The organism is Cecembia lonarensis LW9 (assembly GCF_000298295.1).
Lineage (GTDB): Bacteria > Bacteroidota > Bacteroidia > Cytophagales > Cyclobacteriaceae > Cecembia > Cecembia lonarensis.
This window is the reverse complement of the sequence record NZ_AMGM01000041.1, coordinates 1-20,786: the sequence shown is the minus strand read 5'-3', so window position 1 is coordinate 20,786 and position 20,786 is coordinate 1. Positions and strand designations below refer to the sequence as shown.

The window sequence follows — 20,786 nt, the reverse complement described above, 5'->3', positions numbered from 1 at the left end:
TTTTGTAAATAATTAAACAAAAAATTAGATATCCCAGTTTGATAAACAATGAAAGTATCTGTATTTAGAAAAGAGCATTTTAATGCTGCGCATAGATTGCATAATCCAAATTGGTCTGATGAAAAAAATTTGGCTGTATTTGGGAAGTGTAACAATTACAATTACCATGGTCATAACTATGATTTGATTGTAAAATTGGATGGTCCTGTTGATCCCGATACAGGTTATGTGTTTGATATGAAGGTACTCAGCGACCTCATCAAAGAAAACGTCTTGAATAAGTTTGATCATAAAAATTTAAATTTAGACACCGATGAATTTAAAAATCTCAACCCCACAGCCGAAAACATTGCTGTGGTTATATGGAACATTTTAAGAGTAAAAATTGATTTAAAATTTGATTTAACAATTCGATTATATGAAACAGAGAGAAACTTTGTCGAATACAGTGGATCTTGAATTCACAAGAAGTATTGAAGAAATAGGAGATGAGCATATTGGAACATCGGATCAAACACCTCTCAGGGAAGATGCATTTGAGATGGATGATGATCTTAAGATGGAGTTGATAGAAAAACACTTCAGAGAAATAATGAATGTTTTAGGGCTTGATCTGTCAGATGATAGCCTAAGGGGTACTCCGAAAAGGGTTGCCAAAATGTATATAAAAGAAATTTTCAGTGGGCTTGATCCAAGAAACAAACCTGTTGTAAAACTTTTTGAAAATAAGTATAAGTACAAAGAAATGCTGGTAGAAAAGGATATCACCTTTTTTTCCAACTGTGAGCACCATTTTGTTCCTATATATGGTAAAGCCCACGTGGCCTACATATCAAATGGAAATGTCATCGGTCTGTCTAAAATTAACAGAATTGTCCAGTATTTTGCAAAAAGGCCTCAGGTTCAGGAAAGACTGACAATGCAAATTGGGAATGAGCTGAAAGAGCTTTTAGGTACTGATGATATAGCCGTTATAATAGATGCGCATCACATGTGTGTCTCTTCCAGAGGAATACAAGATGTGAGCAGTTCTACAGTCACTTCATTTTATGGAGGCAAATTTGAAACAGACGAACAGACAAGGGCAGAATTTATGAAATACCTAAGTCTTTGATAAAATAATACAATCTAAACCAACTAAAGCCGGGATTTGATTCCGGCTTTTTAATTTTTTGGGAGAGGCTAAAACAATTTACTTTTTTATCGATTTATAAATAAAATGTTGTTGTATGGAAAATAAATATATTGTGCTCATAGGGGGCAATTCAGGTATAGGTGCATCAGTAAAAGAAAAATTAGAAACTTTAGGGGCTCAAGTATATTCTTATTCAAGAACTGGTGGAGATGGAAAGATTTTAGATGTAACTGAAGCATTCAGTCAAATAGAAGGGCTTCCAGAAGTGATTGATGGTTTGGTATATTGTCCTGGAACCATCAATCTTAAACCCTTCCATAGGTTCACTGTGGAGGATTTTCAGAAGGATTATGAAGTGAATCTTTTGGGAGCAGTTAAGGTCTTACAAGCTTGTATGAAAGGATTGAAAAAATCCTCAAGCGCTTCTGTAGTTTTGTATAGTACTGTTGCTGTAAATGTTGGTTTAGGCTTTCATTCTTCTATTTCCAGTGCAAAAGGGGCAGTTGAGGGTTTGGTCCGTTCCTTGGCAGCAGAGTGGGCTCCTTCCAAAATTAGGGTAAACGCAGTAGCCCCATCCCTGACGGATACTCCCTTAGCTGCTCAGCTATTGGGTACTGAAGATAAAAAGGAAGCTTCTAACAAAAGGCATCCCATTGGTAGATATGGTACAGCTGAGGACATTGCCGCCGCATCAGTGTTTCTCTTATCCAATGATTCAAGTTGGATGACGGGTCAGGTATTACATGTAGATGGAGGTATGTCTTCCGTTAAAGGAATGTGATTTTCACTAGGGGAAAACAATAGGGATAGAAAAAGTGTAGTATATTAAGGGTATTCTCCCTAAGTTTAAAGTATGAGATTATGAGGACTCCACCGGAATCATTTTTGATTTTCAAGGAAGAATTAGAAAAGGCCAGACTTGAGAAAGATAGGCTTAAAAAAGAATACGAAGTCAAACTGGCAGACATGAATAAAGAATTATCCAGGTTAAAAGAGCAGATACAGTCCCAGCAGGAACTGATAAAAACCACTATGGACTATGCCATACGTCTAGAAGAGAATTTAGGTTCCTTCAAGGAAGAAGTGAGCAATGGTAAGAATAATAAAAACCGTACGTTCCACTAATAACCTTTAACCAATAATGAATACTGCGGCAAATATCATAGAAGAAAATAACTTTAAACTAAAGTTCGAAACCCGCTACGCCAGGGTCTACGCTAATGATGACCAGGGGATGATTATCTGTGAGCTACTTGCAGATTACATTCCTATTGAAGATTTCAAAGAAACCTTCAAGCATATTTCCTCCATAGTGGAAGCAGGTAAATTTGAAAAGTTTATTTTTGATAAAAGATCCCTCCGGGCATTTCACCAGCCAAGCATGGAGTGGTATTTTCTCAATTGGAAGAATAAAATGCTGGAATTGGGTCTTCAAAAGCACCGCAAAATCTTGCCCGAAGAGAAATGGTTTGAAAAAATGGTTATGATAGCCAAAGAACAAATATTAAAAAATAATCCTGAAAATATCATCCACCTCTTGGACATTAAATACTGTGACTCCATAGAAGAGGCCATTCTTATATGATGAGACATTTTGACAAAACCTCCATCATGGAGGCTGAATCTTTCTTTAGAAGAGATTTCATCAATTGCCTTTCAGGTTATAAGAGTTTGAACCTGATTGGGACAAAAAGTAAATCAGGCCAGACCAATCTTTCACCCTTTTCACAGGTTTTTCATATTGGAGCTACGCCTCCTACAGTGGGTATTTTGTTCCGTCCTCATACGGTTCAAAGGCACACTTTGGAAAATATTTTGGAGACAGGAGTATTTACACTCAATCATGTCACCCAAGATTTTTTCAAAGAGGCCCATCAAACTGCTGCCCGTTATGAGAGTTCAGAATTTGATGCTGTAGGGATAGAAGAAGAATATTTACTAGAATTTTATGCTCCATTTGTTAAGCCTAGCCCTGTCAAGCTGGGATGCCGACTGATCGAGCATATTACACTTCAGGTCAATGATACTGTATTGGTGATTGGCGAAATAGAGCATGTTTGGGTGGATGAAAAAGGACTCCGTAAGGACGGATCACTTGATTTAAATGCGCTAGGAACAGTCACTGTCAGTGGATTAGACGAATACCATATCGGCCAGAAGCTAGCCCGACTTAGCTATCCAAAGCCTGGAAAGCATTTGGAGGAAATTTAAATATACATATTGCCTTATGGATAATAACCTGCTTAAAATGACTGCTTCTGGTCTTTTTTGTCCAATGGCAAATGTTTTTATAGATCCTTGGCGACCTGTTGAAAAAGCGCTGATTACCCATGCCCATTCTGACCATTCACGCTGGGGTATGCATGCCTACCTCGCTCATCATCATTCAAGGGAAGTCATGAAGCTCAGGCTGGGAGAAGATATTTCACTTCAGACAGTAAATTACAAGGAGAAGATTTCCATTAATGGAGTGAGTATTTCATTTCATCCTGCAGGTCATATACCTGGTTCCTCACAGATAAGGTTGGAATATAAAGGTAGGGTAGCAGTGGTAAGTGGTGATTACAAATTAGAAGCAGATGGACTTTCTGAACCTTTTGAACCAGTAAAATGCCATGAGTTTGTGTCGGAATGTACTTTTGGCTTACCGATCTACCGTTGGGAATCCCAGCGGAAGGTATTTGATCAGATAAACTCTTGGTGGCAGGACAATGCTGCCTATAAAAGAAACTCGGTTTTGTTTGCCTATTCCTTGGGCAAAGCGCAGCGTATATTGAACCATTTAGATCCAAGTATTGGAAATATTTTTGCTCATGGTGCCATTTGGAATACCAATCAGGCATTATTGGCCAATCAGGTTCAGGTTTTAGATGTTCCCAAAGTCAGTCAGGAAATACCAAAATCAAGTTATCAGGGAGCTATGATCATTGCTCCTCCATCGGCTATGGGCACGCCTTGGTTAAAGAAATTCGCACCTTTCCGGACTGGGGTTTGTTCAGGCTGGATGAATGTCAGAGGTGCTCGCAGGAGGAGAGCTGTGGATAGGGGCTTTGTCCTGTCAGACCATGCGGACTGGGATGGGCTGATCACCGCCGTCAAGGCGACTTCGGCGGAGAAGGTATATCTTACCCATGGGAATACAGCTGTTTTTGCAAAATACTTGGAAGAGGAAGAACATATTAATGCTGTCGAAATAGAAACACTTTTTCAAGGAGAAAACAATCATCTTGAGGATAATTGATTAGGTTTTGGTATTTTAGGGCATATGAAAAAGCATTTTCTATACGCAGCCCTATTTATTTTGTTTCAGGCTTGTAATTCTGCAAAAGATAAAGATAAAGCTGTAATTCTTACCATTTCCGGAGAAATTCAACCGGAATCCTTGGGGATCACCTTGGTCCACGAACATGTTTTAGTTGATTTTATTGGAGCGGATTCAACCGGGGATCATAGGTGGGACAGGCAAGAAGTGGTTGACTTTTTGGTTCCCTACATCAGAGAAATTCAGGAAAAGGGCGTTAAGACCATTGTGGAATGCACACCATCTTTCTTGGGAAAGGACCCCCTGCTTTTACAAATGATTTCAGAAAAAACAGGGATGCAGTTTATCACCAATACAGGCTATTATGGGGCCGTAAATGGCAAATATTTACCTGGTGAAATAAGTGATTTGTCTGTTGAAGATTTAGCTGGTAGGTGGATTGCTGAATTCAAAGAGGGTATTGCTGGTACCGATGTGAGACCTGGCTTTATAAAAATCGGTGTAAATGAGGGAGAAGTACTGTCAGCAGTGGATGAAAAGCTGGTTTTGGCTGCAGCTTATACACATAAGCAAACGGGACTATTGATAGTTTCCCATACAGGTACGTGGAAAACAGCAAAAGCTCAAATAGAACTTTTGAAACGGGAAGGAGTGGATCTAAAGCACTTTGTTTGGGTCCATGCACAAAATGAGCCTGATTTTGAAAACTATCGCAAAGCAGTTCAAGAAGGTGTATGGGTGAGTTTAGATGGTATAGTTTGGGATGTGGAGGGGCATTTTCAGCGTTTGAAGTTTTTCAAGGAGCAAATTGATTTGGATAGAGTGCTGATTTCCCACGATGCGGGTTGGTATAGTCCTGGAGAAGAGGATCAAAGTGGATTTAAAGGATACTCAAGCTTGTTTGACCAACTGCTTCCAAGACTTCTTCAAGAGGGTTTTACCCAGTCTGATATCGATAAAATGCTCATCTATAATCCCAGGGAGGCATTTTCCCTTTGGCCTGATTGAAGCTGTCAGCTTTTCGCAAAATAATCTTTTGAATTTTCTTTAAAATCTTTTCTCCTTTTCTTGGGCCTGTGTACCTTTGCGCATGGCAGAACAGATACTTATCCTCGACTTTGGTTCCCAGTATACACAACTCATCGCCAGAAGAGTTAGGGAACTCAATGTATATTGTGAAATACATCCATATAATAAAGTTCCTGAGATCACTTCAGACATCAAAGGCGTAATATTATCAGGCAGTCCCTGTTCAGTGAGGGACGAAGGGGCACCCGATATAGATTTAGACAGCATGCGTGGGAAATTACCCATTTTAGGTGTCTGTTATGGGTCCCAATTAATGGCCCAGAAATATGGTGGGGAAGTATTGCCTTCCGAGATCAGGGAATATGGCAGGGCCAATCTTACCCATATCGATCAGCATTATGATTTGTTGAAAGAGATGACTCATGGTTCTCAAGTCTGGATGTCACATGGTGACACCATCAAGGTGCTTCCGGATGGTTTTGAGGTAATTGCCAGCACCCCGGCTGTAGAAGTTGCGGCTTTTAAAGTTCAGGGGGAAGAAACCTATGGCATTCAGTTTCATCCAGAAGTCACCCATTCTTTAGAAGGTAAGAATTTGATAAGAAACTTTGTAGTCCATATTTGTGGATGTGCCCAAGATTGGACTGCTGATATGTTTGTAGATAGTACAGTGGCGGAGTTGAAAGCTAAATTGGGCGATGATAAGGTTGTGATGGGCTTATCCGGTGGGGTAGATTCATCTGTGGCTGCTACTTTGATCCACAGGGCCATTGGGGATAACCTTACCTGTGTTTTTGTGGATAATGGCCTCCTCCGGAAAAATGAATTTGAAGAAGTTCTTGATTCATACAAAACTTTAGGCCTAAATGTGATTGGTGTAGATGCCAAGCAACGCTTTTATGATGCCTTATCAGGCTTAACTGATCCTGAAGCCAAAAGGAAAGCGATAGGCAGGGTATTTATTGAAGTTTTTGACGATGAGGCGCACAAAATTGAAGGAGTAAAATGGTTAGGACAAGGGACCATTTATCCAGATGTGATTGAATCAGTTTCTGTCAAAGGACCTTCAGCTACGATCAAATCTCACCACAATGTAGGCGGATTGCCTGATTTTATGAAGCTTTCTGTTGTGGAACCATTGAATACCCTATTCAAGGACGAAGTAAGAGAGGTGGGTAGATCTTTAGAAATTCCTGAAGCCATCATTGGAAGGCATCCTTTTCCAGGGCCAGGATTAGCGATTAGAATTTTGGGAGACATTACTGCGGAAAAAGTAAAACATTGCAGGAAGTAGATTATATTTTCATACAGGGCCTCAAATCACACGGACTCTATGATCAGGTTTGGCAGGCAGGTGCGATTCTTCTTCCTATACAGTCGGTAGGTGTGATGGGGGATGAAAGGACCTATGAGCGGGTTGTCGCATTAAGGGCAGTGGGATCTGTAGATGGTATGACCGCTGACTGGATTCATTTGCCTTACGAGTTTTTAGGAAAGGTTTCCAATGAAATCATCAATAGGGTGAAGGGTGTAAATAGGGTAGTTTATGACATTTCTTCCAAACCACCGGCAACGATTGAGTGGGAATAAAATTTCAAAAAAATAACCGTACCTTAAAAGGACGGGTTATTTTTTGGTTATGAATGAATTACTCCCCTTGAGCAAGAGAATAACCTCTGACACCATCAAAAGTATAAAGATGTTCTGTCTTGATAAAATCAAAGCCAAGGTCTTTGATTTGATTGAGCAGGTCTAATACATCTTCAGGGCTGATGGTTGCCTGTTCAGCAGTTTTGAAGCGGCATCTCCAATGGTCTGTACAGAAAGTCTCTGGCATTCCTTCGGGATATACTTTTACGCCCCTGTTGGTAATCAATTGGAGTTTAAGGCCGTTTGCGTCGGCTTTCCTAAGGCGGTCACCAATGGTATCAGGATTCCTGTTGTCCTCATCCCAATCAATAAATACGTCAACTCCAATAAGTTCTTTTTTCTCTTTTTTGGCAGGACTTAATTTGATTTCCAGTGGCTTGGTGGAGGACTTATCAAATATTGCAGGGATCATATTGCTTGGCTTTTGTCCAAGTCTCTCGATGACAGCCTGAGCAAATTCCTGCGTTCCGACCTTTTTTGTAGAAATATTTTCTTGAAAAATATCACCGGTATGCAAACCATCTTCCAAGGTCTTCATCCAAGCATTGGCTACTTTCTCCGCAATATCAGGTTGACCGATATGTACAAGCATCATGATAGCACCGTTAAGCAATCCAGATGGATTGGCCATGTCCATACCCGCAATATCAGGAGCAGACCCGTGAATGGCTTCAAACATGGCTACTTCTTCACCTACATTGGCAGATCCGCCCAAACCGACTGAGCCTGTAACCTGGGCGGCGATGTCAGAGATGATATCTCCATAAAGATTCAAAGTGACAATCACATCAAAAATTTCCGGTCTTTCTGCAATCAATGCGGAACCAATGTCAATGATTTTATGATCAGCTTCTATGTCTGGATATTCCTTGGCAATTTCATCAAAAGTTTTGTGGAACAGGCCATCTGCTAACTTCATGATGTTATCCTTCGTCATACAGGTGACTTTCTTTCTTCCGTATTTCTTCGCGTATTCAAAAGCATACCGGATGATTTTTTCAGAACCTGGCTTAGAAATCAGTTTAAGGGTCTGATAAACTTCCTGCGTTTGCCTGTGTTCAATACCAGCATACAAATCCTCTTCATTCTCCCGGATGATTACCAGGTCGGTTTTTGGGAAGTGTGTTTTGATAAAAGGCGAATATGCTTTACAAGGTCTCACATTGGCGAATAGGCCGAAAGATTTTCTAGTTGTAACATTCAAGCTTTTAAAACCACCACCTTGCGGCGTTGTAATTGGAGATTTTAGGAAGACCTTAGTTTCTCTTAGTGAAGCAAAAGATTTGGGCTCCATTCCGGAACTGATCCCTTTTAAATAAACCTGTTCTCCAATTTCGATGACATCGTATTCCAGTTGGGCCCCCGCTGCATCAAGGATGTTTAAGGTGGCTTTCATGATTTCCGGGCCGATACCATCGCCATAGGCAACGGTTATTTTTCTTTTTGATGACATATATTGATGGGTTATGTTGAATTTTCTATGTGGCACAAAAATATAAAAATTCGGAAGACTTGACAGGTAAACCTATTCCAATTTAGCATAATAAAGGACTGTAAAAGATAGGTATAAAATGGCTGAAAATCAGCCTTAAGTCGAGTTCTTATAGGATTTTTCTAAGAAACCCTTTGCTAATGTACGGAGTGCTCGTATATTTGGTTTCAACATTCACCTATTCCTATGGCTGATACCAACAATATTCTTTCTGAAGAAAAGGATGGGATTCTTTATTTGACTGTCAATAGAGAGTCGAAATTGAATGCTCTTAATTTAGCAACCTTGGAAGAAATCAGGAACATATTCAATGAAGTTTCTGATAACAAGGATATCAAGGCTGTTATTATAACTGGATCAGGAGAAAAAGCTTTCATTGCTGGCGCAGATATAAATGAAATAGCAGAGCTCAATGAACTGAATGCGCGTAAATTTGCTGAAAATGGTCAGGAAATTTTTGATCTCATAGAAAATTGCCACAAGCCTGTCATTGCTGTAATTAATGGTTTTGCACTTGGTGGAGGCTGTGAGTTGGCCATGGCCTGTCACATGCGGATAGCGACAGCTAATGCCAAGTTTGGCCAGCCAGAGGTCAACTTAGGTATTATACCAGGTTATGGAGGGACCCAACGTCTTACTTATTTGGTAGGTAGAGGAAAAGCCAATGAGTTAATGATGACCGGTGATATGATTGCTGCAGAAGAAGCCAAAACTTTGGGTTTGGTAAATTATATCATGCCTACAAAACAGGAGGCCATTGAAAAAGCAGAAGAGATTGTCCGTAAAATCATGAGCAAGGCCCCATTGGCCATAGGTATGATCGTGGATTGTGTCAATGCAGTATATACATCTGAAGAAAACGGTTTTCAGACAGAGGCCAATAGCTTTGCAAGGTGTGTCAAATCAGGGGACTATAAAGAAGGAACCAGTGCATTTTTGGAAAAAAGAAAACCGGAATTCAAAGGGGAATAACTCCCCTTTTGTTTTTTTAAAATGAGCCAACTCAAAAAATTAGCTGGTCAGACTGCTGTTTATGGTATCAGTAGTATTTTGGGTAAGACCATTAATTTTTTACTGTTACCCATCTATACAGCTTATTTGGATAAAGAGGCTTTAGGATCTTTTACGGCTATTTATGCTTTCATAGCTTTTTTGAATATTGTTTTCACCTATGGTATGGAAACTACCTACTTTAGGTATGCCACAGGGAAAGGCTTGGACCCGCAAAAGGTGTATGCACAAATCCAATCTCTTTTAATCACTACCTCATTAAGCTTGGGAGCTTTGATTTACTTCAGCTCAGCTCCTCTTTCAGAGGCTTTGGGGTATGAAGGCAGAGAACACCTTTTTCGCTGGGTAGCTTGGATTTTGGCCATAGATGCCATGTTGGCTTTACCTTATGCAAAATTGAGGAAAGAGAACAAGGCTTTAACCTTTGCCTTGGCAAAATTAGGCAACATCCTGATGAATGTAGGCTTAAACATCTTTTTTATTGTGTTTTGTTTTCATGTGTCTCAAGGTGAAATTTTACAAAAGCTAAAGCCGTTGATTGATGCATTTTATCAAGAAACCTGGGGTGTGGATTATATTTTATTAGCCAATTTGATAGCAAATGGACTTATGCTTCCCATCCTTTTTAAATTGACCGGTAAGTTTACTTTTGGGATCAATCTTGCTTTTATCCAGCCCATGTGGCATTATGCCATACCGCTCCTATTTATGGGGTTGGCAGGGGTGACCAACGAGGTGTTTTCCAGGGGATTATTTGAATACGTATTACCGGATGGATTCTATGGAGGATTGAATGCCAGGCAGGCAGGGGGGGTATTTGGGGCCAACTTCAAACTTGCTATATTTATGAATTTGGTGATACAAGCATTTAAATATGCTGCAGAACCATTTTTTTTCAATCAATCCACAGATAAAAATAGTCCTGAGCTATTTGCCAAAGTGATGCACGCATTCATTCTCTTTTGCAGTGTGTTAATGATCGTCATAGCTGTCAATTTGGATATGTTGGGTGCTTTATTTTTGAGAGCAGAGGGCTACAGTGAAGGTTTGTATATTGTACCTGTACTCTTGTTTGGATACCTCTTCCTTGGTATTTATTTCAACCTTAGTATTTGGTTTAAATTAACCGACCAGACCAAATATTCATTTTATATAACTTTGATTGGGGCGCTGGTTACCGTTTTGGTTATTTTCACATTGGTGCCAATACTGGGCTACATGGGGGCGGCATTAAGTACCTTAGCCTGTTACCTGACCATGTCAGCAATTTGTTTTGTTTACGGGCAAAAATATTTTTTCATTCCTTATCAAGTGGGTAGGGGTATCTTTTATCTTTTCTTTGCTTTTGGATTGAGTTATTTGGGTTTTTATTTACACTTTGATATTCCTCTGATCCAATTTATATTAAGAAATGCCATGGTGATTGTTTTTCTTCTTGTAGTTTTGTTTTTAGAAAAAGAAAAACTGGAGCAATTGTGGTCGCAGTTGAAAAGAAAAAGGAATGAAAGTTAAAGTAATCAATAAGTCTCAACACCCACTTCCTGCCTACCAAACACCTTTGTCTGCCGGGTTGGACCTGAGGGCCAATTTGGAGGACCCCATTACCTTGGGGCCACTGGAAAGAAGATTGATAGGTACAGGCCTCTTTATCGAATTACCTGAGGGGTTCGAAGCTCAGGTCCGGCCAAGGAGTGGTTTGGCTTTCAAGCATGGTCTCTCGGTTTTGAATACGCCGGGAACTGTTGATGCTGACTACAGAGGGGAAATTAAAGTGCTTTTGGTTAATCTGTCCAATGAGCCGTTTACCGTTCAAAACGGAGAGCGGATTGCGCAGATGGTAATCGCACAACACGAGCAAATTCGATGGGATGAAGTAGAGGTTTTGTCTGAAACCCAGCGTGGTGCCGGTGGTTATGGAAGTACCGGCAAATCTTAAGGTTTACCTCTGTAAGGCTTGTGGTTTTATATTTGACATTTTGTCAAAAAGATCAATCAGGCATTAAGTTTGCATTAAGATGCTTGTATGACATGGTGTTCATTCTGCTAAAACCATGTAACAACTTCTAACGTAATGCCTCAATTAGAGGCTTATTCAAAAAACATTTCGTGAAAATTAATTTAAAAAATATCTCCCTGTTCATCCTGGCTTTTTTGGTTGCCATTCCTTTAATGGGGCAGGAAAAGCTTTCCCGTAAAGAAAGAAAGCAGCAGCATAGTGAAGCTGTAGCTTCACGTCTTTTTATTGATGGGCAGCGTTTTCTTATTTTGGAGGATTTTGAAAGGGCTTATTTTTATTTTCAAAAAGCCAGGGAGATCAAGCCGGATGATGCTGCCATCAATTTTAAAATCGCAGAGATTTTGCTTCGTGCCAACAGGGTGGATGAAGCCATGGAATATGGCATGAAGGCAGTGGCAGGAGATCCCGATAATAAATATTATAACCTTGTAATGGCAGAGGCTTTTACAAAACAGGGGGAATTAGAAAAAGCGGCCGGTATTCTTGAGAGCCTTATGGCAAACTCAGAGGAGAACCAAAATTATATACTTGATCTTGCCTCTTTGTATCTTTCTATTGGTGATGCAGATAAGGCCTTGGAAGCTCTAAACCGGGCAGAGGATTTTTATGGCATGGCAGAGCAATTGACCGTCCAAAAACAAAGGATCTACCTCAGAAAAAATAACTTAAATGCAGCAATAAAAGAAGGCGAAAAACTCATTGAGGCCCATCCAGGAAACTCTCAATATGTTTTGAACTTGGTAGAGATTCTTTTTAACAATGGCCGGACCAATCAGGCATTGAATTTAGTCAATAGCTCGTTGGAGGCTTATCCAAACCAAGGTGATTTACAGCTTGCAGCTTATGCCTTATACAAAGATTTGGGAGAGGTGGATCGTGCGGAAAGCCTGATTTTGCAAGCTTTTGCCAATCCTGATTTAGAAGGTAAAGTCAAATCTGAGGCTTTTGGCGATATCTTAAGAGAGCCCAAGACTGTGCGAAGGGATTCTCTATTAGACAAATTGTCAGCTAGTATGGAGTCACTGCACCCATATGATCCTGATGTGTTGACCGTATTGGGAGATAGGATGATGTTTGAAAATAAAAAGGAAGAAGCTCTCCGCTTGTATATGGAAGCAATCAATAGAAGTCCATCCAATGCCCAAGTATTACAAGCAGTAATCACCACCAAGTTTGAATTACAAAAGGAATATTCAGATATAGAAACGTATACCATTATCGCTGTAGATGAACATCCCGAGAGGGCTGAGTTCTGGTTTTTTGATGGTACAGCTAAATTGGCACAGAAAAAGGCTGAGGAAGCAGAGGATTCATTTCTAAAATCAATAGAAGTCAATAGGGCTAGAAATAAACAGTTGGACTTATTGGTTCAGGCCTCTTTGGGTGATACCTATCATCAGTTAGGTGAAAAGGAAAAAGCATTTGAAGCTTATGAAGAGGTATTGAAAAGTAAACCTGATGATGAGCACGTGCTGAACAACTATGCTTATTTTCTTTCCCTTGCAAAGCAAGACTTGGAAAAGGCTAAGTCAATGTCAGAAAGATTAGTAAAGCGTTTTCCTGAAAATTCAACCTATTTGGATACCCATGCATGGGTATTGTTCCAAATGAAGGATTATGAAAATGCCAAAATATACATGGAGAAAGCCTTGGAGAATGAGGATAAGCCAAGTGGAGTCATGTTGGAACATTATGGAGATATCTTATATCATCTAGGGAATAGAAACGAAGCGATAAGTTTCTGGAAACAGGCTGAAGGTGGAGAGGAAACCTCTGAGTTTTTGTTAAAAAAGATTAAGGATCAAAAATATTATGACTAAGACGTTTTTTGGGGCATTGCTGATTTTTGCCTTTGTGTTAGGCGGCTGTGCCAAAAGACCTAATCTGTATACATCAGATGAAATCATGCAGGAATTTGACCCTGCTTATCTGGATTTCGGGTATCTTTCTGCAAGGGGTAGGGTAGTCATCGAAGAAGCGAATGGCAAGATTACCAGAGGGACAATTAATTTGCGTGCAAAAAAAGATAGCATCATTTGGTTTAGTATTACACCTGGTTTGGGATTGGAAGCCTTCAGAGGAGTAATCACCAAGGAGAAAATCAGGGTAAAAGACAGGCTCAACGGGGAGGATATCAATATGAGTTTTGTAGAAATAGAAGACCGTTTCGATTTGAGGTTGTCTTTGGAGCTTTTACAAAATGTGATTTATGCGAATGTACCTCATGAATTCAGTTACCGCGACCGCTTGATCAGAGTTGGGCAATATTTTGAACTGACTCAGGCAAGAGATGGTATTCGTTATCATTCCAGGGTAAGTACCCTTCATGGAAAGGTACAGGAACTGAGCAGCACCTCTATGTCTGACAGAGGCGGGTTATTGGCCAATTATCCCGTATTTGAAGATTTGGAAGGACAGCCATTTCCAAATAAAATGTTATTGAAACTTTCTTACAATTCCCCAGAAGGTGTTCAGGCAGCAATTGTAAATTTGGAAATGATTAAGGTTGAATTTTCCCCCACATCTCTTAATTTTCCTTTTCAATTCTGATGTATGGAAAAACGGTTGTTCATAGGGTTGGTGATACTCATTTTTCTGGGGCTTTGCCAGCAGGAAATTTGTGCTCAAACCCGTAAAACCCGGGCTCAGATAGAAAAAGAAAAAGCTGATATACAGAAAAAGCTTCTGGAGTTTGATCAGATTCTAAAGAAAACCTCTGAATCTAAAAAAGTATCAGTCGGTCAGCTCAATGCAGTCAACCAACAATTACAAAACCGTATAAATTATATCAGTACCCTAAATGGGGAAATGCGAATACTGGAAACGGAAATAAGAGCTACAGAAAAACGGATAGTGGGGCTGGAAAAAGACCTGAAAAATCTTAAAGAAGAGTATGCTGGGATGGTATATACTTCATCTAAGCTGAATCAGGGAATGACCATGACTGCTTTTGTCTTCAGTTCGGAAACATTTAAGCAGTTTTTTATGAGGTTACGTTACCTAAAGCAGTATTCGGATGCCCGTAAAAAACAAGTTGATCAAATCCAAAAAGTTTCTCAGGAACTGATTGGTCAGCGACGTAGTTTGGAGGATAAAAGGAAAGATTTACAAGCTGTATTGAGTCAAGAGCAACAACAGAAGCAGCAACTTGACAAGGCTAAGGTTGAACAGCAGCGCATTGTCAATAGTCTTAATCAGCAAGAGCAGGAATTGAGGAAACAGATTGCAGCCGCTAAAAAGCAACAGGAGAACCTCAACAGGATGCTCCGGGAAATCATTGAGGAAGACAGGAAAAAGGCTGAGGCTGCAGCAAGAAGACCTAGTTCCACTGCCAATAAGGCCTCAGGCAGTAGTATTCCTTTGACACCTGAAGCAGCGGCACTATCAAGTTCATTTGCGAATAATAGAGGTAAATTGCCATGGCCCGTTGAAAGTGGATTCATTTCAAAGCCTTTTGGGACCCATCCCCATCCCACAGTCAAAGGAATAACAGAAGACAATGACGGCGTAGACATACAGACCACTCCCAATGCCAATGTGAGGGCAGTATTTGATGGAGAAGTGATCAAGATAGGTACCATCCCGGGATACGGAGGTACCATTGTGGTAAGGCATGGGGAGTATTATACCATGTACAGTAAGTTGAAAGTGATTTCTGTGAAATCAGGTGAAAAAGTAAAGGCCAAACAGGTGCTTGGTCAGGTATATACCAATAGGGAGGGAGTAGCTGAAGTCCACTTTGAAACATGGAAAGGACTGCAACCTATGAATCCGTCCATTTGGCTTGCAGGGCAATAAAATAAATAATTCGTATATTTATAAAAAATCGAAGATATAGATGGGGTAATCCTTTGTGATAGGCCAGCTCAAGTATATCTTTGTAACAATTTCATCATTTAAATTATACCATCATGACAACATTGGGTTTCTTTCAAAACATGGGTGGAGGATCCATTATCCTTATCATCTTAGTGATTCTTCTGCTTTTTGGCGCAAAGAGAATCCCGGAACTGGCGAGGGGATTAGGAAGAGGTATTAGGGAGTTTAAAGACGCCACCAAAGAAATTCAGGAGGACCTCGAAGAAGGCCTGAAGGATAAAAAGAAAAAAGACTAAGCGTCACCAAAGTACAGTAACTTGGAAAAATTTCTTTCATTTGACGACATAAAGAAGTCGCTTGAAAACAGGGAGACCGATTGTAAAGCGATTGTACATTACTATTTGGACAACATTCAGACGAAGGCGCATCTCAACGCCTTCGTTGAAGTTTATAAGGATTCTGCTTTAGCGCAAGCAGCAGCGGTAGATGAAAAGATAGCTGCCGGTAAAGGAGGGAGATTGGCGGGGATGGTTATTGGTATCAAAGATGTATTGGTATACAAAGACCATGAGGTGAATGCCTCTAGTAAAATTCTTAAGGGCTTCGTTTCTCAGTTTACAGCTACAGCTGTGCAAAGGCTAATTGATGAAGACGCCATAATCATTGGCAGGTTGAATTGCGATGAGTTTGGTATGGGGAGTTCTAATGAAAATTCAGTGCATGGAAAAGTGCTCAATGCGACAGATGAAAGTCGTGTGCCTGGAGGTTCATCAGGAGGATCAGCAGTAGCGGTTCAGGCCAACCTTTGTACAGTCTCTCTTGGGACAGATACAGGGGGGTCGGTTAGGCAGCCAGCAGCTTTTACAGGGGTAATTGGAATTAAGCCAACTTATTCCAGGGTGTCAAGATGGGGTCTGATTGCCTATGCATCATCCTTTGATACCATTGGTGTATTCTCCAGAAATGTAAAGGACAATGCATTGGTTATGGAAATCATGGCTGGCCCTGATAATTTTGACAGCACGGCATCAAAAAAGCCAGTGCCCAACTACTCTGAGTTATTACATTTTGATAAAAGGGCCAAAATAGCTTATTTGAAGGAAACTTTAGCTTCTCTTGCATTGCAACCGGAAATCAAGGAAAATACAGTTGCGCTATTAGAAAAATTAAAGCAAGAAGGTCACCAGGTAGAAGAAGTGCAGTTTCCATTGTTAAAATATGTGCTACCAACCTATTATATTTTGACTACAGCCGAAGCCAGCTCTAACCTTTCCCGGTTTGATGGCGTAAAATATGGTTATAGGACCCCTAATGCACATAACCTTGAGAGTATGTATAAGAAGACGAGGTCAGAGGGTTTTGGGGAAGAAGTCAAAAGGAGAATCATGCTTGGGGCTTTTGTCCTGAGTGCCAGCTACTATGATGCCTATTTTACCAAGGCTCAGAAAGTCAGGAGGTTAATCAAGGAATACACAGAGAATTTGCTTTCAAAGTACGATTATATCATACTCCCGACCACACCTTCTACTGCATTTAAATTCGGTGAGCACAGTAATGACCCTGTAGCAATGTACTTGGAAGATTTGTACACTGTACAGGCATCAGTTTCAGGAGTTCCATCGTTATCTTTGCCTAACGGAACGGATAAAGAGGGATTGCCCATTGGGGTTCAAATCATGGCTAATTCCTTTAAAGAAGCAGAATTATATGCCTTTGCCAATTATTTGACTGGTTTAAATATGAATTAAATCAAATACGACTGATCATGAAAAAGAAAATACTTTCCATATTCATTGGAGCCATCCTTACTTGTTTGATGAATGGAGCAGTATATGGTCAGGAGTTGTACTTGGTTAATAATACATCAATTGAAGAGGAGACGATTTCTCCAAATTATGAGTTTGATTATATTCCTGACTTCACTTATGCAGAAGTTGAGCAAAGGGTAAGTCATATGAATACCGGGATGCCCTTTGAGTTGAATGACAGGATATTTTCATTTATCAATTATTTTGTTGTTCGGAATCGGGCTTATACAAAGATGGCACTACAAAGGAAATATATTTATTTCCCTTTATTCGAGGAAACGCTTGCGGCGCACGATATGCCGGACGAAATCAAATACCTTTCTATAATTGAATCAGGGCTTAACCCCAAGGCAAGGTCCAGGGTAGGGGCTATGGGGTTATGGCAATTTATGCCTGCAACGGGGAGAATGTACAACTTATATGTCAATGCTGATATTGATGATAGGATGGATCCAGAACTCTCTACGGAAGCGGCTGCTAAATACCTCAAGTCCTTACATCGTATGTTTGGTGATTGGGAGTTAGCACTTGCAGCCTATAATTGCGGCCCAGGAAATGTCAGAAAAGCCATCAGAAGATCAGGTGGTAAAAAAACCTTTTGGGAGATTTATAATTATCTTCCAAGGGAGACCAGAGGATATGTCCCTCAATTTCAGGCTATGATGTATGTTTTCCAATATGCAGAAGAACATAACTTATTCCTTGAAGATCCAACCTACCCCATTGCCTACGAAAAGGTGATGTTTAACCAAGAATTAGATCTTGAACAATTGGCTATGCTTACAGATGCTTGTTTGGAAGATTTAGAGTTTTTAAACCCTTCCATACAAAATCGGCTTGTCCCCGCATCGCATCAGCATATGGCCCTCAGAGTACCCAAATCAAAAGCCTTACTTATTGCTGAAAATAAGGAAAATTTTGCTGAGGCAGTTAAGCTGACAGAGGAAAGGACTTTGGCTTTAAGAGCTGCTAATAATAAGGTTTCACCTGGAAGAGCAATTAATGCCCAGCCTATACCCGCGGGTGAGCGAATCGTTTATAAAGTACAATCAGGTGATGTACTTGGAAAAATCGCCCAACAATACGGAACCACTGTGTCCAATATTCAATATTGGAATAACCTTTCTTCCAATTTGATTAAGGTTGGCCAGACCCTTTACCTCTATGGAAGTAACGTGTCAATCAGTAACAATTTGGCTGATAACACATCAAATGATGCTTCCGGTATGAAATATTATACTGTTCAGCCAGGTGATTCGCTTTGGTTGATTTCAAAAAAACTAAATGGCATTACTGTAGAGCAAATAAAAAAGTTGAATAACCTCAATACCAATCAAATCAAGCCAGGTCAGAAGCTAATCATAGGTTAACTATTTTCTTAGGAAATATTTTTTATTACCTTTTTAGTTTCTAAATTGTAGATGCCATAAAACAAAAATGATATGAGAATGAATAGAATATTGCTGGTTATGATGATCATGGCCATGATGGGCTTTTGGGGCTGTTCAGAAGATGGTGATTCCAAAAACTCTACCAAACCTAAGGCAAGAGGAGCAATTGGAGAGATCATTCTGGCTATAGACTCTACTAAATGGGAAGGGCCAGTTGGGCAAGCCTTAAAAGATATTTTCCAAGAGGAAGTATCTGGTCTGATTAGGGATGAAAGTATGTTTGATATCCGCAAAGTAGATCCTCGTGGTATGACTAGAATTCTAAGGATGGCAACCAATATCATCTATGTGACGACTTTTGATGATAAGAAAGCTGCCAGTCAGAATATCAATGCTTTGTTTACCAAAGAGGCCAAAGAGAAAGCTGCCCAAGATCCTTCTTTGTATATTTTAAGAAATGCAGATGAGTTTGCTGTTGGGCAGGAGGTGGTTTATCTTTTTGGCAATAATGAAGAGGAGTTGGTTGAAAATCTTAAAGCCAACAAGAGCAGGCTTCAGAATTTATTTCAGGTAAGAGAAAGAGGCAGGTTGGAAAAAGTTATCCTGAATAGGAAAAACTCTGCAGCCAAAGTAGCAGGGGAAGAATTCGGTTTGAGCATCAATGTGCCTGCTTCCTATCAAATTGCAAAGGCTGAAAATAATTTTTTATGGTTGAGACAGCCTACCCCTAGATCAGACAGGCCTGATATCAGTTTGTTCTTTTATGAAACCAATTATGTGTCTGAAGAACAGACCTTTCCACAGGCTGTTTTGGAGCTTAGAGAAAAGATTACCAGGCAACATATCTTTGGTAACCCTACCAACAGGAACTCTTATTTGGTAACCGAACGGGTAGATCCGACGCCAGTATTTAGTAATTTCAAGATAAACGATAATTTTGCAGTCGAAATACGGGGCGGTTGGAAAACCAACAACCTCAGTATGGGGGGATCTTTTTTGGCGTATCTGATTGTGGATGATAAAAAAGGGAAGCTTTACTATATGGAAGGTTTTGTTTATTATCCCAATGAGGCCCATAGAGAATCTATCCGTGAGATTGAAACCATTTTACTAGCGACGGAAGTCCTTCAGGACCAAGAGGCTTCCAGCTAATACTTTAAACAAATATACCCATATGGCCATTAAAATCCGTAAAGAGGATGCACTGAATTACCATGTGCAGGGGAAACCCGGTAAAATTGAAGTAATACCAACAAAACCACTCTCTAGCCAGCTCGATCTGGCCCTTGCTTATTCACCTGGCGTTGCAGAACCTTGCAAAGAAATTGCCAACGATAAGGAAAATGTTTATAAATACACTTCTAAAGGCAATCTGGTTGCTGTGATTTCCAATGGAACAGCAGTATTGGGACTGGGCGACATAGGTCCAGAAGCTTCTAAGCCTGTGATGGAAGGTAAAGGCGTCTTGTTTAAGAAATTTGCCGGTATAGATGTTTTCGACATTGAAATTGATGAGAAAGATCCACAAAAATTGATTCAAATCATCAAATCTTTGGAGCCGACATTTGGAGGGGTAAACCTTGAGGATATCAAAGCGCCTGAATGTTTTATAATAGAGGAGACCCTTAAGCGGGAAATGAACATTCCTTTGATGCACGATGATCAGCATGGAACTGCCATTATCTCCGGTGCTGCATTGTTAAATGCATTGGAAATAGTCAATAAGAAGATTGAGGATATCCAACTTGTCGTCAATGGGGCGGGTGCTTCAGCTGTTTCCTGCACGAGGTTTTACATGAGCCTTGGTGTAAAAAGGGAGAACATCGTAATGTGTGATAAAGAAGGGGCGATTAGGGCAGATAGAGCAATTTTAGATCCGGTTAAGGCTGAATTTGCCACAGAAAAAGATGTTTATACCTTGACTGATGCCTTAGAGGGTGCAGATGTCTTTTTAGGACTTTCTGCTGGTAATATCATGACTCCAGATCAAATCCTTAAAATGGGCAGTAATCCTATCGTTTTTGCCTTGGCCAATCCTGACCCGGAAATAGCCTATGATTTGGCAATGTCCACCAGAGAAGACCTTATCATGGCAACGGGAAGATCTGATTATCCCAATCAGGTAAACAACGTACTGGGATTTCCTTATATTTTCAGAGGAGCTTTGGATGT

General features: G+C 40.2%; 20 protein-coding genes and 1 pseudogene. 20 read left to right on the top strand and 1 reads right to left on the bottom strand.

Annotated features, from left to right (window positions below; translation table 11 throughout):
* The first annotated feature begins 48 nt into the window (after positions 1 to 48).
* From B879_RS12790 to guaA, 9 genes and pseudogenes are all read left to right on the top strand, one after another.
* Positions 49 to 459 carry a 6-pyruvoyl trahydropterin synthase family protein gene (locus B879_RS12790; protein WP_009185609.1) on the top strand — a complete coding sequence of 137 codons (411 nt, stop codon included), beginning with the start codon at positions 49 to 51 and terminating at the stop codon, positions 457 to 459.
* A complete protein-coding gene (gene folE, locus B879_RS12785; protein WP_009185608.1) occupies positions 419 to 1,114 on the top strand; it encodes a GTP cyclohydrolase I FolE in 696 nt (231 codons plus the stop codon). The genes B879_RS12790 and folE overlap by 41 nt, the downstream gene beginning before the upstream one ends.
* Positions 1,115 to 1,229: 115 nt before the next feature.
* Entirely contained in the window at positions 1,230 to 1,916 is a 687-nt protein-coding gene (locus B879_RS12780) for an SDR family NAD(P)-dependent oxidoreductase (protein WP_009185607.1), read from the top strand.
* A gap of 80 nt (positions 1,917 to 1,996) precedes the next feature.
* A complete protein-coding gene (locus B879_RS12775; protein ID WP_009185606.1) occupies positions 1,997 to 2,260 on the top strand; it encodes a hypothetical protein in 264 nt (87 codons plus the stop codon).
* A 16-nt stretch (positions 2,261 to 2,276) separates the two neighbouring features.
* The gene (locus tag B879_RS12770; RefSeq protein WP_009185605.1) at positions 2,277 to 2,720 is read left to right on the top strand and encodes a hypothetical protein; all 444 of its coding nucleotides are present in this window, start codon (positions 2,277 to 2,279) and stop codon (positions 2,718 to 2,720) included.
* Positions 2,717 to 3,346 (top strand): flavin reductase family protein, encoded by a 630-nt coding sequence (locus tag B879_RS12765; RefSeq protein WP_009185604.1) that lies wholly within the window; start codon positions 2,717 to 2,719, stop codon positions 3,344 to 3,346. The genes B879_RS12770 and B879_RS12765 overlap by 4 nt, the downstream gene beginning before the upstream one ends.
* A gap of 16 nt (positions 3,347 to 3,362) precedes the next feature.
* Positions 3,363 to 4,376 carry a ligase-associated DNA damage response exonuclease gene (locus B879_RS12760; protein ID WP_009185603.1) on the top strand — a complete coding sequence of 338 codons (1,014 nt, stop codon included), beginning with the start codon at positions 3,363 to 3,365 and terminating at the stop codon, positions 4,374 to 4,376.
* Positions 4,377 to 4,400: 24 nt separating this feature from the next.
* A complete protein-coding gene (locus tag B879_RS12755) occupies positions 4,401 to 5,405 on the top strand; it encodes a phosphotriesterase family protein (protein WP_009185602.1) in 1,005 nt (334 codons plus the stop codon).
* 82 nt (positions 5,406 to 5,487) lie between these two features.
* Positions 5,488 to 7,016: pseudogene (gene guaA / locus B879_RS12750) on the top strand (glutamine-hydrolyzing GMP synthase).
* Positions 7,017 to 7,074: 58 nt separating this feature from the next.
* Here the strand turns inward: guaA and B879_RS12745 are convergent.
* Entirely contained in the window at positions 7,075 to 8,529 is a 1,455-nt protein-coding gene (locus B879_RS12745) for an NADP-dependent isocitrate dehydrogenase (RefSeq protein WP_009185599.1), read from the bottom strand.
* A gap of 225 nt (positions 8,530 to 8,754) precedes the next feature.
* Here B879_RS12745 and B879_RS12740 point away from each other — a divergent pair, with 225 nt between their 5' ends.
* The 11 genes from B879_RS12740 to B879_RS12690 all read left to right on the top strand — a co-directional run.
* Positions 8,755 to 9,540 carry an enoyl-CoA hydratase/isomerase family protein gene (locus tag B879_RS12740; protein WP_009185598.1) on the top strand — a complete coding sequence of 262 codons (786 nt, stop codon included), beginning with the start codon at positions 8,755 to 8,757 and terminating at the stop codon, positions 9,538 to 9,540.
* A 21-nt stretch (positions 9,541 to 9,561) separates the two neighbouring features.
* Positions 9,562 to 11,091: a lipopolysaccharide biosynthesis protein gene (locus B879_RS12735; RefSeq protein WP_009185597.1), complete on the top strand. Its 1,530-nt coding sequence runs from the start codon at positions 9,562 to 9,564 to the stop codon at positions 11,089 to 11,091.
* A complete protein-coding gene (dut, locus tag B879_RS12730; RefSeq protein ID WP_009185596.1) occupies positions 11,081 to 11,515 on the top strand; it encodes a dUTP diphosphatase in 435 nt (144 codons plus the stop codon). Before B879_RS12735 ends, dut begins: the two co-directional genes overlap by 11 nt.
* Before the next feature lie 170 nt (positions 11,516 to 11,685).
* Positions 11,686 to 13,416: a tetratricopeptide repeat protein gene (locus B879_RS12725; RefSeq protein ID WP_009185595.1), complete on the top strand. Its 1,731-nt coding sequence runs from the start codon at positions 11,686 to 11,688 to the stop codon at positions 13,414 to 13,416.
* Positions 13,409 to 14,146, top strand: a complete 738-nt coding sequence (lolB1, locus tag B879_RS12720) for a lipoprotein insertase outer membrane protein LolB1 (RefSeq protein ID WP_009185594.1) — start codon at positions 13,409 to 13,411, stop codon at positions 14,144 to 14,146. Before B879_RS12725 ends, lolB1 begins: the two co-directional genes overlap by 8 nt.
* 3 nt (positions 14,147 to 14,149) lie before the next feature.
* Positions 14,150 to 15,394 carry a murein hydrolase activator EnvC family protein gene (locus B879_RS12715; protein WP_009185593.1) on the top strand — a complete coding sequence of 415 codons (1,245 nt, stop codon included), beginning with the start codon at positions 14,150 to 14,152 and terminating at the stop codon, positions 15,392 to 15,394.
* Positions 15,395 to 15,507: 113 nt separating this feature from the next.
* The gene (gene tatA, locus B879_RS12710; RefSeq protein ID WP_009185592.1) at positions 15,508 to 15,711 is read left to right on the top strand and encodes a twin-arginine translocase TatA/TatE family subunit; all 204 of its coding nucleotides are present in this window, start codon (positions 15,508 to 15,510) and stop codon (positions 15,709 to 15,711) included.
* A gap of 21 nt (positions 15,712 to 15,732) precedes the next feature.
* Positions 15,733 to 17,163 carry an Asp-tRNA(Asn)/Glu-tRNA(Gln) amidotransferase subunit GatA gene (gene gatA, locus B879_RS12705; protein ID WP_009185591.1) on the top strand — a complete coding sequence of 477 codons (1,431 nt, stop codon included), beginning with the start codon at positions 15,733 to 15,735 and terminating at the stop codon, positions 17,161 to 17,163.
* A gap of 17 nt (positions 17,164 to 17,180) precedes the next feature.
* Positions 17,181 to 18,593 (top strand): lytic transglycosylase domain-containing protein, encoded by a 1,413-nt coding sequence (locus tag B879_RS12700; protein ID WP_009185590.1) that lies wholly within the window; start codon positions 17,181 to 17,183, stop codon positions 18,591 to 18,593.
* Between the two features lie 72 nt (positions 18,594 to 18,665).
* Positions 18,666 to 19,766 (top strand): DUF4837 family protein, encoded by a 1,101-nt coding sequence (locus tag B879_RS12695; protein WP_009185589.1) that lies wholly within the window; start codon positions 18,666 to 18,668, stop codon positions 19,764 to 19,766.
* A gap of 22 nt (positions 19,767 to 19,788) precedes the next feature.
* Positions 19,789 to 20,786, top strand: a 998-nt coding sequence (locus B879_RS12690; RefSeq protein ID WP_040400635.1) for a malic enzyme-like NAD(P)-binding protein, incomplete at its 3' end; no start/stop codon positions are given.

What these genes read in the sequence shown, in the direction of transcription:
- B879_RS12695 (WP_009185589.1), top strand. Translation starts at nt 18,666, where the DNA reads ATGAGAATGAATAGAATATTGCTGGTTATGATGATCATGGCCATGATG.
- B879_RS12755 (WP_009185602.1), top strand. Translation starts at nt 4,401, where the DNA reads ATGAAAAAGCATTTTCTATACGCAGCCCTATTTATTTTGTTTCAGGCT.
- lolB1 (WP_009185594.1), top strand. Translation starts at nt 13,409, where the DNA reads ATGACTAAGACGTTTTTTGGGGCATTGCTGATTTTTGCCTTTGTGTTA.
- folE (WP_009185608.1), top strand. Translation starts at nt 419, where the DNA reads ATGAAACAGAGAGAAACTTTGTCGAATACAGTGGATCTTGAATTCACA.
- B879_RS12765 (WP_009185604.1), top strand. Translation starts at nt 2,717, where the DNA reads ATGATGAGACATTTTGACAAAACCTCCATCATGGAGGCTGAATCTTTC.
- B879_RS12740 (WP_009185598.1), top strand. Translation starts at nt 8,755, where the DNA reads ATGGCTGATACCAACAATATTCTTTCTGAAGAAAAGGATGGGATTCTT.
- B879_RS12715 (WP_009185593.1), top strand. Translation starts at nt 14,150, where the DNA reads ATGGAAAAACGGTTGTTCATAGGGTTGGTGATACTCATTTTTCTGGGG.
- B879_RS12790 (WP_009185609.1), top strand. Translation starts at nt 49, where the DNA reads ATGAAAGTATCTGTATTTAGAAAAGAGCATTTTAATGCTGCGCATAGA.
- B879_RS12770 (WP_009185605.1), top strand. Translation starts at nt 2,277, where the DNA reads ATGAATACTGCGGCAAATATCATAGAAGAAAATAACTTTAAACTAAAG.
- B879_RS12775 (WP_009185606.1), top strand. Translation starts at nt 1,997, where the DNA reads ATGAGGACTCCACCGGAATCATTTTTGATTTTCAAGGAAGAATTAGAA.
- dut (WP_009185596.1), top strand. Translation starts at nt 11,081, where the DNA reads ATGAAAGTTAAAGTAATCAATAAGTCTCAACACCCACTTCCTGCCTAC.
- tatA (WP_009185592.1), top strand. Translation starts at nt 15,508, where the DNA reads ATGACAACATTGGGTTTCTTTCAAAACATGGGTGGAGGATCCATTATC.
- B879_RS12735 (WP_009185597.1), top strand. Translation starts at nt 9,562, where the DNA reads ATGAGCCAACTCAAAAAATTAGCTGGTCAGACTGCTGTTTATGGTATC.
- B879_RS12780 (WP_009185607.1), top strand. Translation starts at nt 1,230, where the DNA reads ATGGAAAATAAATATATTGTGCTCATAGGGGGCAATTCAGGTATAGGT.
- B879_RS12700 (WP_009185590.1), top strand. Translation starts at nt 17,181, where the DNA reads ATGAAAAAGAAAATACTTTCCATATTCATTGGAGCCATCCTTACTTGT.
- B879_RS12745 (WP_009185599.1), bottom strand. Translation starts at nt 8,529, where the DNA reads ATGTCATCAAAAAGAAAAATAACCGTTGCCTATGGCGATGGTATCGGC.
- B879_RS12760 (WP_009185603.1), top strand. Translation starts at nt 3,363, where the DNA reads ATGGATAATAACCTGCTTAAAATGACTGCTTCTGGTCTTTTTTGTCCA.